Origin of the sequence: Phormidium sp. CCY1219 (genome assembly GCF_035615515.1) — a bacterium.
Taxonomy (GTDB): domain Bacteria; phylum Cyanobacteriota; class Cyanobacteriia; order Cyanobacteriales; family Laspinemataceae; genus CCY1219.
The window spans coordinates 1-13366 of record NZ_JAJENT010000961.1 but is presented as its reverse complement, the minus strand read 5'-3'; the positions used below and the strand labels follow the sequence as shown (position 1 = coordinate 13366).

Annotated in this window: 11 protein-coding genes; 6 read left to right on the top strand and 5 right to left on the bottom strand. The window is 49.5% G+C overall.

Translation table 11 applies throughout. The features are described 5' to 3' along the window. Positions 1–226: 226 nt before the first annotated feature. Together hisIE and LKK83_RS30915 are read right to left on the bottom strand one after the other, a co-directional pair. Positions 227–877 carry a bifunctional phosphoribosyl-AMP cyclohydrolase/phosphoribosyl-ATP diphosphatase HisIE gene (gene hisIE, locus LKK83_RS30920; protein WP_324635305.1) on the bottom strand — a complete coding sequence of 217 codons (651 nt, stop codon included), beginning with the start codon at positions 875–877 and terminating at the stop codon, positions 227–229. Positions 878–882: 5 nt separating this feature from the next. After that, positions 883–1758 (bottom strand): calcium-binding protein, encoded by an 876-nt coding sequence (locus tag LKK83_RS30915; protein WP_324635304.1) that lies wholly within the window; start codon positions 1756–1758, stop codon positions 883–885. 158 nt (positions 1759–1916) lie between these two features. On the opposite strand from LKK83_RS30915, the gene hemL reads away from it, so the two are divergent. After that, positions 1917–3215: a glutamate-1-semialdehyde 2,1-aminomutase gene (hemL, locus tag LKK83_RS30910; protein ID WP_324635303.1), complete on the top strand. Its 1299-nt coding sequence runs from the start codon at positions 1917–1919 to the stop codon at positions 3213–3215. Positions 3216–3953: 738 nt separating this feature from the next. On the opposite strand, the gene LKK83_RS30905 is transcribed toward hemL, so the two are convergent. Further along, entirely contained in the window at positions 3954–8084 is a 4131-nt protein-coding gene (locus tag LKK83_RS30905) for a PAS domain S-box protein (RefSeq protein WP_324635302.1), read from the bottom strand. Between the two features lie 289 nt (positions 8085–8373). Between LKK83_RS30905 and LKK83_RS30900 the strand changes: the two genes are divergently transcribed. The 4 genes from LKK83_RS30900 to LKK83_RS30885 all read left to right on the top strand — a co-directional run bounded on the left by LKK83_RS30900 (position 8374) and on the right by LKK83_RS30885 (position 11528). Further along, entirely contained in the window at positions 8374–8580 is a 207-nt protein-coding gene (locus LKK83_RS30900; RefSeq protein WP_324635301.1) for a DUF751 family protein, read from the top strand. Positions 8581–8790: 210 nt separating this feature from the next. Continuing rightward, a complete protein-coding gene (rbfA, locus tag LKK83_RS30895; protein ID WP_324635300.1) occupies positions 8791–9222 on the top strand; it encodes a 30S ribosome-binding factor RbfA in 432 nt (143 codons plus the stop codon). Positions 9223–9285: 63 nt separating this feature from the next. Next, on the top strand, positions 9286–10845 hold the full coding sequence (locus tag LKK83_RS30890; protein ID WP_324635307.1) for a glycoside hydrolase family 3 protein: 1560 nt from the start codon (positions 9286–9288) through the stop codon (positions 10843–10845). Between the two features lie 452 nt (positions 10846–11297). Then, positions 11298–11528 (top strand): DUF4327 family protein, encoded by a 231-nt coding sequence (locus tag LKK83_RS30885; RefSeq protein WP_324635299.1) that lies wholly within the window; start codon positions 11298–11300, stop codon positions 11526–11528. A 65-nt stretch (positions 11529–11593) separates the two neighbouring features. On the opposite strand, the gene LKK83_RS30880 is transcribed toward LKK83_RS30885, so the two are convergent. Together LKK83_RS30880 and LKK83_RS30875 are read right to left on the bottom strand one after the other, a co-directional pair. Beyond that, positions 11594–11794: a hypothetical protein gene (locus LKK83_RS30880; RefSeq protein WP_324635298.1), complete on the bottom strand. Its 201-nt coding sequence runs from the start codon at positions 11792–11794 to the stop codon at positions 11594–11596. A 29-nt stretch (positions 11795–11823) separates the two neighbouring features. Next, a complete protein-coding gene (locus LKK83_RS30875; RefSeq protein ID WP_324635297.1) occupies positions 11824–12090 on the bottom strand; it encodes a hypothetical protein in 267 nt (88 codons plus the stop codon). Between LKK83_RS30875 and cruG the strand changes: the two genes are divergently transcribed. Further along, entirely contained in the window at positions 12091–13311 is a 1221-nt protein-coding gene (gene cruG, locus LKK83_RS30870; protein ID WP_442957402.1) for a 2'-O-glycosyltransferase CruG, read from the top strand. Positions 13312–13366: the final 55 nt, after the last annotated feature.

Sequence of the window (13366 nt, the reverse complement as noted above, 5' to 3'; positions counted from 1 at the left end):
TGCGCGATCGCATTTTTTGGCGCAATGGAAGGGTTGGTGAAGCTTTTTGTTCATCTTGCGGGGTTGACCAAGCAAGCTAAGCATTGCACATAAGCCCTGCCTCGCCCTACGGTATCATCATACCCGATGGGGATTGCTTTGTCAACCCCTGGCGGCAACAATTTTCCGACCCTAAAGTAAGGGAGTTAGGTGGGTTGAATTCCACCTAAATTAGGAAGGGAATCTTCTATTGGCGACGGTGTTGCAACTTGCGATAAACTTCACGCAAATCCACATTATGATAGGCTAAAGCCACCATTGTATGATAGAACAAATCGGCTACTTCATTGGCGATATCTTCAGTGGAATTGTCTTTACAAGCCATTACTACTTCTGCGGCTTCTTCGCCAATTTTTTTGAGGATTTTATTATCGCCGCCGGCGATAAGTTTAGCGGTGTAAGAGTTTTCTGTGGGGTTGTCGCGGCGATCGCAGATGACCTGAAAAACCTGAGAGAGGGTATTGGCTGGCGGGGGAGAGATTTCGCCATCTACTTGATGGAAACAACTTCTTTCGCCAGTATGACAGGCAATATCGCCGATTTGCTCGATACCGATTAACAAACAATCGCTATCGCAATCGTAGCGTAGCGATCGCACCTTTTGCAGGTATCCAGAGGTAGCGCCTTTATGCCACAATTCTTGACGAGATCGACTCCAGTACCAAGTTTCCCCGGTTTCCAGGGTTTTTTGCACCGATTCGCGGTTCATCCACGCCATCATCAACACGGTACCGTCGAGATAATCTTGCGCGATCGCCGGAACCAATCCTTGTTCGTTATAGCGAATGTTTTCCACCGGAATTGCAGATTGCGTGACAGCCCTTTCAACCTGAGACATAACCCTTACCAGAACTTAACATTTTTGATCTTTCGACTCCACCCATCCCCAAAATGCTGAACTTCTAAAAAATTGGCATTTTGCGGCGCAGGCTTATAGACGCGAAAAGTACGAGCGATACCTAAAGTCGCCGCACTTTCCAGCGGACCGAAAAAGCGAGCATCGCGGTCCAAAAAATAAGGTTGCTGCGCCCAGAACTCCATTTGGGGGCGATTCAGGAAAAAGCAACCGGAGTGGGGATTTTCCGCCCGCTTAATGGTGACGGGTTCCCCCATTACCTTGCCCGTCAACACTAGATTATCATTAAAATAGTGCGCGAAATTATCGCGTTTGCCGGTTTTGAATTCCAATTCCGGGTCAATATAAAATTTTTTGGTGCCCTGGCGATCGCGGATCCGTTCATAGCGATTGGGTTGGAGGACGGCGCGATCGCCAATTTGAGCGTTAAACCAGCGTAGCTTCTTAAAAAAATCGGCATCGCGGAGAATGATATCATCTTCGAGATAGCAATAATAATCGTACAAGCCGAGATGTTCCTTTAAGACCTGGTGACACTCGAACCCCAAAAACATGGGGTGACAGAGGGTTTCGCGGTGGCGATACAACTGGGGATCCACCGGAAGTTTATCCAGCAGATGTAACCCCTGGGTGGTACAGATGACGATAGAAAGCTGGGCGGAACTTTGGCGATTGGCGCTGAAGGTATGAAGCTGGTGAGTGTATTGAAAATAAAACTGCGATCGACTATCATAAACCTCATGCAACGCTTGAAGACATTGGCTCAACCCCTGAATCCTCGGTTGGGGATCGGGGCTTAACGAGGCATAGCCCCCGCCCCCCTGGGGATTGAAAACATGAGGAATTGTCACTAAGACGCGCATGTTCTATGGCAGTAAGAATAATTTAACATTTCGCACTAGCCCTGCGGACGACTAGAGGAGTACGATCGGATATTATAGCTTCTGCCATGATGCTTAATCACCGCTGACCCTTATTCTAAATTGAGTCAACGGTTAAGCCTACAGCAAAGGAGAGAACTTTGGTTACAACCAGCTTCACCACTGCAAAATCGGAAGAAATATTTGCCACCGCCCAAAAACTGATGCCTGGGGGCGTCAGTTCACCGGTGCGAGCATTCAAATCCGTGGGCGGACAACCCATCGTCTTCGATAGAGTCAAAGGCGCTTACATCTGGGATGTAGACGGGAATCAATACATCGACTATGTAGGAACTTGGGGACCGGCGATTTGCGGACATACCCATCCGGAAGTCATCGGGGCGCTGAAAGACGCCTTAGAGAAAGGAACCAGCTTTGGCGCGCCTTGCGTTCTGGAAAACGTGCTCGCCGAAATGGTTGTGGATGCGGTACCGAGCATCGAAATGGTGCGCTTTGTCAATTCTGGAACTGAGGCATGCATGGCGGTGTTGCGGTTAATGCGCGCTTTCACCGGACGCCAAAAAGTGATTAAATTTGAAGGATGCTACCACGGACATGCCGACATGTTCTTGGTGAAAGCCGGTTCTGGCGTAGCGACATTAGGACTACCCGACTCCCCAGGAGTACCGAAATCTGCGACAAGCAACACCCTTACCGCGCCTTACAATGACTTAGAAGCGGTCAAAGCATTATTCGCCGAAAATCCCGATGACATCGCCGGGGTAATTCTAGAACCCGTGGTAGGTAACTCTGGATTTATTCCTCCCGATGGCGGTTTCCTGGAAGGATTGCGCCTGCTGACGCAAGAATATGGCGCGCTGCTGGTTTTCGATGAAGTGATGACCGGTTTTCGCATTTCCTATGGCGGGGCGCAGGAGAAATTCGGCGTCACCCCAGATTTAACCACCTTGGGTAAAATTATCGGTGGTGGATTGCCCGTGGGGGCGTATGGCGGACGTCGCGATATCATGGAAATGGTCGCCCCATCGGGTCCGATGTATCAAGCGGGTACCCTTTCGGGGAATCCCCTGGCGATGACGGCGGGGATTAAGACCCTGGAATTGCTTAATAAAGCGGGCACTTACGATTATTTGGACAAGATTACCAAAAAGCTGAGCGACGGATTGTTGCAAATCGCGAAAGAATGCGGACATGATGTCTGCGGGGGTCAAATTAGCGCTATGCTTGGGTTGTTTTTCAATCCCGGACCGGTGCATCAATATGAAGATGCCAAAAAGTCTGATTTGGCGAAATTCAGTCGCTTCCATCGCGGGATGTTAGAACGGGGTATTTACCTAGCGCCTTCTCAGTTTGAAGCTGGGTTTACCTCTTTGGCGCATACGGAAGCGGATATCGATCGCACCTTAGAAGCCGCCCGGGAGGTCATGTCTCGCCTGTAAACTGCCTCGACCCTACCGCAACGGTGAAGCCTGATGGAGAATGCCGACTATCCACGCTCTGGTTTTGGACTTTCTCCTTCTATAGGCTGACTCGTTGGGTTTGGATTCGTTCCCAGGTTTCGCCTGGGAACGGACTGGGAAAGCTGCGGGTTGCGGCTACCGTCACCCCCTTGACTGGCTAGGTGTCTGTAAGTTCCCCGGTTCGCGTTATCAGCGCGATTGTAGAAGCAGGTGTGGCGATTAACGACACTAACGCCCTCGGTGTTTGACTTGGCGGATCGGCGCGATTTCCGGGGCGAAAAAAAATTGCCTCTACCCCTTGACAGGGTAGGGTTTTGGGGTAATAGTTTATAATGGGATATTGTGCTTATTTATAAAGACAAAGAATACCCCATCATAGCATTAGTAGCTTAAAAAAAAATAGTGTATCTGTCAAGGAAAAAGCGGGGCGATCGCGGAAAAAATTGCCGAAAAAAAATCCGCTCTAACCCTTGACAATTCAAGGGCTGAGGGATACCATAGTATAATGGGAATCTGTGCCGCCATATATATAGCCACAAATCCCCATCATAACATGAGTATTCTGGCAAAAAAAATGACCTTTTGTCAATAGCGGTCTACAAATGTGGCCACACAAAAAAATAATAATCCCGTTAATATAGAAGTTGTAGGTGAGTCACGGTTAGCTATCTGAAGCGAGGGAATAAAGTCAGGCAAATAATGGGCTAGATTGGCGGACTATTTCGGGTCGGAGGGCAGATTTTTTTTAGCGTCTGCAATGGAGTTTAAGATAGTTTGATAGTCGAATGCATCGGCTAAGCGTTGTAACTTGGCGGCTAATTGTGGATGGGCGGGTTTAATTTCAGCGATCGCGCCATAAAGCTGAGTTAATTTAGCGCGGATACTGGCTTGTTCGATGCGTTGGATTAACTCTGTAGATAACACCAAAATTTCTGTGGGATGTAACTGATTATCGTCAGTTAAAGCCGGAAGAGATTGCGGAGTTTCCGACTCGTAAATATAGCTGACCCCCAAATGAGTTTGCAAGGTGGATAAAATATCTGCGGTTTTAAAGGGTTTGGCGATCGCATCATCGCATCCGGCGGCGATCGTCGCGTGTTTGTCTTCTGCAAAACAGCTAGCGGTAACAGCGATAATCACCGGGGTAGGGGGGAGGTTTTCGCCGGGGATAAAATTGCCGTTGGGGGATGGTTTTTTCCCTTTAATCTGGCGAGTGGCTTCCCACCCACTGATTCCGGGCATTTGCATATCCATCAAGATAACATGGGGGTGCCAACCTTGCCATAATTCTAGGGTTTCTGCGCCATCTTTCGCTTCTTTAATGTCAAACCCGAGAGGAGAGAGAAATTGAACCAACAATTGACGGTTATCCGGGCGATCGTCAGCAATTAAAATGCGATAGCTAGGTTGATTGGGGGCGAGGGAAATGGCGAGAGGGGGGGGTGGGAGAGGAGTTTTTTTGTGGGTAAATTCAGTTACAGTTAACGGAATGGTAAACGAGAAAGAACTTCCTTGTCCCAGGGTACTGCTGACAGACAGTTCACCGCCCATTAACTGGACGAATTGGCGGGCGATCGCCAATCCCAATCCCGTACCTTCTTGAGACTGCTTGCCGGTTCGGGTTTGCAAAAAGGGCTGAAAGATATCTTCTAATTCGGTTTCGGGAATGCCCGGACCGGTATCTTCTACAGAGAAAGCGATATTAACTTTAGTTTGGCGCTGAGTTGAGGGCAATGGTGGCGAGGTTGGGGACAAATCGCTGCTTCTGGGAAAGACGCGCAACGTCACCCTTCCGACATCGGTAAATTTAAGGGCATTACCCAGTAAATTGATTAAAACCTGTCGCAATTTGACTTCATCTGCGATCGCCCATTTTGGCAAATCAGCATTAATAGAGAAAACCAATTCCAAATGTTTATCTTTAGCTTTTAGGGCGAAAATCTTTTGCAAGTTATCGAGAAAGCCATGCAGGTTAAATTCATGTTCGTTTAAAGTGGTGCGCCCCGCTTCGATTTTGGCCATATTGAGCAGGTCATTAATTAACGTTAGCAGATGTTCTCCACTGCGGTTGATAATGGCAATATGATTGCGATGTTCGGGGAGGAGGGTGGAACTGCGCTGCATAAGTTGAGCAAAGCCGAGAATCGCATTCAGTGGCGTGCGGAGTTCGTGACTCATGGAGGCGAGAAAGGCGCTTTTGGCGCGGTTAGCAGATTCAGCGACTTCTTTAGCGCGTTCTAATTCGGCTTCGGCGCGCTTGCGATCGCTGATATCCTGAGAAATAACCGTTACCAGCCAACAATTTTGCTTGGCATCCCACCGGGAACTGTTGGTTTGAGAAAGCCACCGCAGGCTGCCATTTTTATGGTAAAATCGGTATTCGTAGTTTCCCATTTTTTCGGCAAAAATATCACCAAATACCTGAGGTTGTATTCTTTGCCAATCTTCTGGGAAAGTGCGTCGAACCCAGAGGTCTTTGTCGGCTTTAATTTCTTCAGGGGTGTAGCCAGAAACCGGGTAACAGCCGGCGGCAATATAATCGATGTCCCAGGTTCCATCGGCAAATGCGCGTAACCGAGTAATTGCGGCTACGGTGTTGTTAAGAATATCATTGAGTCGCGCTTCAGAGGCTTCCAATGCCAGTTCGAGGTGCTTGCGATCGCTAATTTCCACGATAACTGCGCCCACACCATACAGGGTATCTTCACCACCCATGACGGGAAAATAAGAAACCAGCCAATAGCGTTTCACACCGGGGCGAGAAGGAACTTCGCTACTAATTTCCACATTGAATATAGGAGTTTCTTTAACCAAAACTTGCCGAAACAAAGGAGTGAGCTTTGGCGCTAATTCCGGAACGACTTCATCCAGAGATTTACCGATATGTTCGGCGACAGAAATGCCATCAATTGTCGCTAAAGGTTCGTTGACTCTAACAAATCGCAAGTTGCGATCGACAATCGCCATACCGACAGAAGCCGAGGCGAAAAAAGCATCGAGTTGCGCTTGACTGCGCTGTAGTGCCTCAGTTTTTTCTGCCACTTGCGCTTCTAAAATGCGGTTGTAATCGGCGAGCAGTTTCTCAGCTTTTTTCCGTTCGGTAATATCCACAAAGGCATTAATCGCATAAAGGACATTTCCCTCCCTGTCAAAGACGGGAGTTCCGCGAACTTCCAGGGGAATAATTGCGCCATCACTGCGATGAATTTCAATATCCTCAGCGAAAACGATTTCCCCTTGGAAGGCGCGAAAAGCGGGTAAACGTTCCGTAGGATAAAGGCGATCGCTGCCCGCCACATACACTTGATAGGCGGCGGATATGTCTGAAAAGGAGACATTGGGTTTTACCCCTTGACCCAGGATATTTTTTCCCGCATTATTCACCATCACAATTTCGCCTTTGTGATTTAAAACCGAGACGCCCACGGGAACCGTATCTAAAAAGGTGGCAAATTTATCTTCGCTAGCTTTAAGCTGCTGAAAAGAGGTTTTCAGAGACTCTGCCATTTGGTTAAAAGATGCAGCGAGTTGACCCACTTCATGGGTACGATAGACGGAAATTTTAGCATCAAAGTTGCCTGCTGCTAATTGTTTTGCTGCTGTATTTAAGCGCAAAATAGGTTGCGCGATCCATTGGGCGGTGAAAATGCCAGTGCAGGTGACGAGAATTAAGATAAAAACGCACAGGAGAATGGTAATGCGAGTATTGTGGTGAATCTGACGCATAAAATCGGATTCGGGTACGGCGATCGCAATCAGCCAATCCAAACCATACTCGTCGCTATAGGGCACGACTCGCACGAAGATACGTTCAACCAATGGAAAATTGAGAAATCCAGATTTTTGCGTTTCTAAAATTAATTGGTACGGATGTTTAAGGTTCTCTAAATCTCTAAATTCTTGAAATAAATGTTGGCTAATTTTTTGGGTTAAATCGTCTTTGCTTTCCTTACTTGCAAATCGTTTTATATTCCTTAATTCCGTTTGCAAATAAAGCTTTTCCAGTGCAGAATTTGCAATTAATTTCCCAGATTTTTCTATAATAAATGCTTGCCCCGATGGAGAAAAATCGAGCTTATTGAGAAAGTAACTTACCTCAAATAAGGGATAATCCGAAATAAAAACACCTTTTAATTGTCCGGTTTTATCTTGTATTGGAGCAATAGCTGCAATAGCCACTACTGGTGCATTTTCATATACAAAAACCGAAGACCAAGTTGGTTCTTTACTGGATTGAGCATCGATATACCACGGTAAGCTGCGGTAATCGGTAGGGCTTTGAAGAAAAAGTTGTTTTAGCTGACCTCGTTCGTCAACGAGGTAGTATCTTCGAAGGGTGGGATCGCTGTTTTGTGTTTCGCCGAACCAAAGGGTGCCGAGGGGGAATTTTTCCCCAATATGTTTTTCTAGCTCGTCTTGAAAAACTTCACTAACTGCGCGTCCGTAATAAATAAATTTTCCCTCAGCGCTTAAGAAGTAATTGCTTGACAGGGAGGGGTACAATTGCATCTGTTGCCATAATTCTTGCCGAATCAGCTCGAAATTGTCGAGATTGACTATCCCAAATTCGACGGCCATCTGGTTAGCGGCGACCACTTGCTGGGGGGTTTCTAAATAGCTGTCGAGACGATCGCCAATTCGCTTTGAGACCTCCACCATCAGTCCCTCCGCCATCTCTTCCACGGCTTGTTGGCTGTTGCGATAGGAGAGATAGCCCACCAGTGCCACTGCGCCGACAATTTGCAATACGAACGGGACAATCAACACCGTTCGCAAGGGGACTTTGCGAACGGAGTGGGTCAGGGAAGGACATCTATGCCTCCATTGGTTGAGGAAATTTAGAACCATAAAGAATTCTCCAGCAATGGGGGTAGCGATCGCGTGATTTTTTTTAATTATTTCCCGCGTTTGATTGTGGCGTGCAAAAAATCTCGAATCAGGAGATATTTTTTCCCTATATCATGGTATAATAAATTTGTCAAGCCATCAAGAGAGAAAAAAGAAATTTTCTGGGAGGAAGCAAGAGCGCAGCGATCGCCACCCTTGGAAGTTTTCCCGAGGTGGATAGGGAGGGCTGGCAATGGGACGAGTTAGAATACGCAAGAAACCTAGCCACTCGTGTCGCATCGGAATTTCTATGTTTGAAGACTTTTGGGATAACGTCCTTCGCTACCCGCGCTACTTCGTCACCATCGTTTTGGGCATTTTCTTTGCCCTGTTTGGTTGGCTAAAACCCTGGTTTGAGAAACCCGTAACGGCGATCGCCTTAGTCAGCTTTTTCGTTGCCGGCTTTATTTTTATCAGTTTCACCTTAAGAGCCATGTTGGGGTTGAGTGCCGTGTAAGGGAAAATGCGCGATAGCCGAGAGGCGATCGGCATACCCCTGCCATCCCGAACGAGGAATACCGGACCCGTAACTTCCCCTCAATGTGGGAGGTTACGGGAATCTTCCCTGGCAAAGACCGGGGATGTGAATCTAGACTAAACAGAGGTAGGTGCAAGAGCAATCTTGCCTGAACCTACCGGTAAAACGCGAGTAAGGGAGCGAAAACTTATGGCTACGGATCGTCGTGTTTCCCGAGTAGCTTCCCTGATCAAGCGCGAAGTCAGCCAAATGTTGCTCAGTGACATAAAGGATGACCGCGTAGGTGCAGGAATGGTCAGCGTCACCGATGTGGATGTGTCGCGCGACCTGCAACATGCGAAAATTTTTGTCAGTATCTACGGAACCGATGAAGCGCGGGCCGAGACAATGGCAGGATTAAAATCCGCAACCGGATACGTTCGCAGCGAATTGGGGCATCGAGTGCGGTTGCGTCGCACGCCAGAAGTGGTATTTTTAGAAGACCGATCCATCGAGCGCGGGACGAGAATCTTATCCCTGCTCAATCAACTGAGCGAAGAGCGCAAGCACCACGAAGCGGAAGAATCTGCCGAATCGATGGATAGTGGAGACGAAATCGACTCTTCTCAATCCGAGGCATAATCTGTGACGCATTCTCTCAGCATCCCGGCATTGCCGGGTTTTGAAACCCTCTCCCTGGAAGAAATGGTAGCTCAGTTGTTCGTGGTGCGAGCATCTGGGCACCTTTTCGATCGCCAAAGAGAATATCCCCACTGGGAACCCCCGATGGCCATCTTGCGGCATTTACTGGAAGATTTAGGTATCGGCGGGGTAATTTTTGTTGGGGGAAGTGCCGGGGATTTGATGCTGCGATCGCATCAGGTGCAATCCCTGGCCAAATATCCCCTGCTAATTGCCGCCGATATTGAAGAAGGAGTGGGTCAGCGCTTTGCCGGTGCCACCTGGTTTGCGCCACCGATGGCGATCTCGGAGATTGCCCAGGATGAACCGGAATTGGCCCTACAGTATGCCGAAGAGATGGGGGCGGCGATCGCCAAGGAAGCGGAGGCGATCGGGATAAACTGGGTTCTCGCCCCGGTAGTGGATGTCAACAACAATCCGCAAAACCCGGTAATCAACGTGCGTGCCTTTGGCGAAACCCCAGAAACCGTGAGTCAACTCGCCACAGCATTTCTGCGCGGACAACAGGGATTTGCGGTGTTAACCTGCGCCAAACATTTTCCCGGTCACGGGGACACCAGCGTAGATTCTCATGTGGAATTACCGGTGTTGCCCCATTCCATACAGCGACTGGAACAAATAGAACTCCCGCCGTTTATCCGCGCGATCGCTGCAGGCGTGGATGCGGTGATGAGCGCCCACCTGCTGATTCCCGCCTGGGATTCGCAACAACCCGCCACCCTGTCGCGGAAGATTCTTACCGGACAATTGCGGCAAAAATTGGGGTTTGAAGGATTAATCGTCACTGATGCGCTGGTGATGGGGGCGATCGCCAAACGGTATGGAGCTAACGAAGCGCCGATTTTAGCATTAGAGGCCGGTGCGGATATTTTACTGATGCCCGAGGATCCGGTGGGTGCGATTCGGGCGCTTTGCGAAGCGGTGAGGGCGGGGCGCATTTCCGAAACCCGAATCCGCGAATCCGTGCAACGCATCTGGAAGGCGAAAGGCAAACTTTTCCCCGAGGCGCAGGTGGTATCTGCTTCCCCAGAGCGACTTTCTGTGCTGTCTGCACCCCAGATAATGGCCAGCGCCGAAAAGATTTTGCGTCAATCCCAGCAAGTTGGCGGATCCTTGCCCTTACCCCAGTCACCTGGGGGAGAAAAACATTTAAGAAATTTATTAATCGTAGACGATATTATCAATTGTGCTTTTTTAAATAAAGCAGCGCCAGCGATCGCCTTTCCCCAATCTTTGGGATACAAACTCCAACTGGTGGATTGCAATACCGCCTCAAATCCAGAACTGGAGAAAGATAACAGCAGCGTAACATTGCTACAAATGTTCATTCGCGGGAATCCGTTTGGCGGACCGGCGCGAGTGACAAGTCTCGCTTATCAATGGGTTAAGAAATTATTACGAAACGGCCAATTGCAAGCGATCTCGATCTATGGTAGTCCATATGTCCTGAAGCAGTTGCAACCCGACCTGCCCCCAGAAATTCCCTATGTGTTTTCTTACGGGCAAATGAGTGCGGCGCAAGCGATCGCCTTAGAAACCTTGTTTGGAAGAGAACTCTCCTAAATACCAGGGCGCGGGAGGGAGGATTACCTCCCGAGTTTTCGCCAGAGTCTTCTGGGGGATTCTTACCCCCGGGGCGGGGCGGCGCGACAAAATTTTTTCTCACTAATTGATTGCAAGGGTCAAAATCCCGCCAAGTCCCTCACAGCTTCAGATTTATCCCCGGAAAATCTACTAAATTCATCCTCAAGAGGGGTGACATGCCTGGGATCTTCGCTCCGAGAGACCAAAAATCGCGCAAGGGTCAGATGCATAATTTTCAACTTTTGACTAAGATAAAGGGGGGATGACTACAGCGAGATGAAAAATCCTGCTGTATAGACCGTAACAAATCGTTAAAGAAAACTACCCAGTGTTTGAGAAAATATAAAAATCCCTGAAAATTTCGAGCATCCCACTGGGGGGTGCCTAATCATCCAAGGCAACAGAGACATTAAATTCAAGAGGTTATGACCATGACTGCAACGACCTATACCATCACCTACTCCATCGACGTGATCGAACAAGAAGCGCGAAATCTGGTGAACAAGGGAATCGTCGGACGACAACAACCGATTTACACCCTCTGTCAGCACATTCCGGCACGTGAATGGGCATTTGTGGAAAGCGAATTAGAGAAACACAACTACTTACTGCGCGATCGCATCGGGGATCTGATGGGTCGCGAAGATTGGGAAAACGACTAGGGAGAATGGACAGTGTTGGGACTGTGGCGCTTTTGCCACCCAGATGGTTTCAAACTGCTCTAGATTTACCTTTGATTTTTGGGGTCGGGGAGTTTCATTTCCGAGGGTCGAGGCGTAGAGATGCCAGCGATCGCGGGAATGAAACCCACCGACCCGATTCGTTTTGACTCGATAGCCAACCCATTGCCGCGTTTTTCCTCCACCCAGGCGATCGTGACGCTACAAACCCACGCTTGAATCGCCACAGGGGTGAAAATTTTAACCATAGGACAACCGCATCTTATCCAATTAAGCACTACCTGTAGGGTGGGCAACAAGTTGCCCACCCTACCCATGAAGGTGCTGCATAATGAACCATTAACCGGAAACAAGTGTTAGCCGTACACAGTGCGATCGCGGCGCTTTTGCTCAACGCCGCGAGTCTCGGATAAAAATTGTCCTCAATCAGAGGATTGCCAGGGGGAGTGCCCGGGAGAAGAAAAGCCAGTAAAAGCAAGCGATCGCCCGAATTCTCGGTTTTATGGTAAAAAATATCCGGGTTGTTTCGATTGGGTGAAGTCATTTGTCAATCTATATTTTATCGGTCATTTTGCTTCTGTTGCAGCTACCCGCCACGGCGATTTTGCTGTCGCGTTTGTTGCCCGGAGCATTTCGTCGTCCTCCCCTCCCACCTCAGAGCGCGACGCAAGAGATATATGGGGCGGTGAGTGTGGTGGTGCCCACCTTAAACGAGCGCGATCGGCTGAGTCCCTGTTTGGTCGGTTTGAGCCAACAAAGCTACGAAGTCCGGGAAATCATTATCGTGGATAGCCATTCCACCGATGGCACCCCAGACCTAGTGAAAGCGGCGGCGAAAAAAGACCCGCGATTTCGCTTAATCGCCGACGACCCCTTACCCCCCGGGTGGGTGGGACGTCCTTGGGCGCTGCACCACGGATTTTTGCACAGTTCCCCGCGCAGTCGGTGGTTTTTAGGCATTGATGCCGATACCATCCCCAATCCGGGGTTAGTGGCGAGTGTGGTAAAAACCGGCGAGGCGGAAGGCTACGACCTGATTTCTCTCTCGCCCCAGTTTCTCCTCAACTATCCCGGGGAAATGCTCCTGCAACCGGCGCTATTGATGACCCTGGTGTATCGCTTTGGTCCGACCAATACCACCGCCCCGGATCCGGAACGAGTGATGGCCAATGGGCAATGTTTTCTCTGTCGGCGGGAAGTGTTAGCGCAGGTGGAGGGATATCGCAGCGCCTGTGGCTCGTTTTGCGATGACGTGACTCTCGCCCGGAACCTGGCGCGACGCGGGTTTAAAGTGGGGTTTCTGGATGGGGCGAAGCTGCTGAAGGTGCGGATGTACGAAGGGGCGGCGCAAACCTGGAAAGAATGGGGCAGAAGTCTCGACCTGAAGGATGCCTCGGACGTGGGGCAGACTTGGGGCGATTTGTGGTTTTTGTCTGCGGTGCAAGGGTTGCCGATGTTGGTGGTTCTGGGGTTTGGGTTGCTGACGGCAAGTGGGGGGTTATCTGGGTTTTTTCCGATGGTGTTGCTGGGGTTGAATGTATTGTTGTTGGCGATTCGGTTTGGGTTAAATTTGGCGATCGCCCCTTCCTACGATCGCACCCCGGGGAAACGCGCCGCCTGGATGTTTTGGTTATCTCCCTTCGCCGACCCCCTCGCCGTGGTGCGAATTTTTCTCTCTGCCCGAAGGACGCCCACCCAATGGCGCGGGCGACAATATGGGCAACAACCGCCATCAGAGCAAGCAAAACCGTCAGGGACTCCGTAGAAACCAACCCCATGTCTAAAGCCAGGGGCTTGTACTTCTAACCACCTGACCAGCC

Coding starts and splice junctions, on each gene's coding strand:
- hisIE (WP_324635305.1), bottom strand. CDS start 877: ATGTCTCAGGTTGAAAGGGCTGTCACGCAATCTGCAATTCCGGTGGAA.
- LKK83_RS30915 (WP_324635304.1), bottom strand. CDS start 1,758: ATGCGCGTCTTAGTGACAATTCCTCATGTTTTCAATCCCCAGGGGGGC.
- LKK83_RS30905 (WP_324635302.1), bottom strand. CDS start 8,084: ATGGTTCTAAATTTCCTCAACCAATGGAGGCATAGATGTCCTTCCCTG.
- LKK83_RS30900 (WP_324635301.1), top strand. CDS start 8,374: ATGTTTGAAGACTTTTGGGATAACGTCCTTCGCTACCCGCGCTACTTC.
- rbfA (WP_324635300.1), top strand. CDS start 8,791: ATGGCTACGGATCGTCGTGTTTCCCGAGTAGCTTCCCTGATCAAGCGC.
- LKK83_RS30890 (WP_324635307.1), top strand. CDS start 9,286: ATGGTAGCTCAGTTGTTCGTGGTGCGAGCATCTGGGCACCTTTTCGAT.
- LKK83_RS30885 (WP_324635299.1), top strand. CDS start 11,298: ATGACTGCAACGACCTATACCATCACCTACTCCATCGACGTGATCGAA.
- LKK83_RS30880 (WP_324635298.1), bottom strand. CDS start 11,794: ATGGTTAAAATTTTCACCCCTGTGGCGATTCAAGCGTGGGTTTGTAGC.
- LKK83_RS30875 (WP_324635297.1), bottom strand. CDS start 12,090: ATGACTTCACCCAATCGAAACAACCCGGATATTTTTTACCATAAAACC.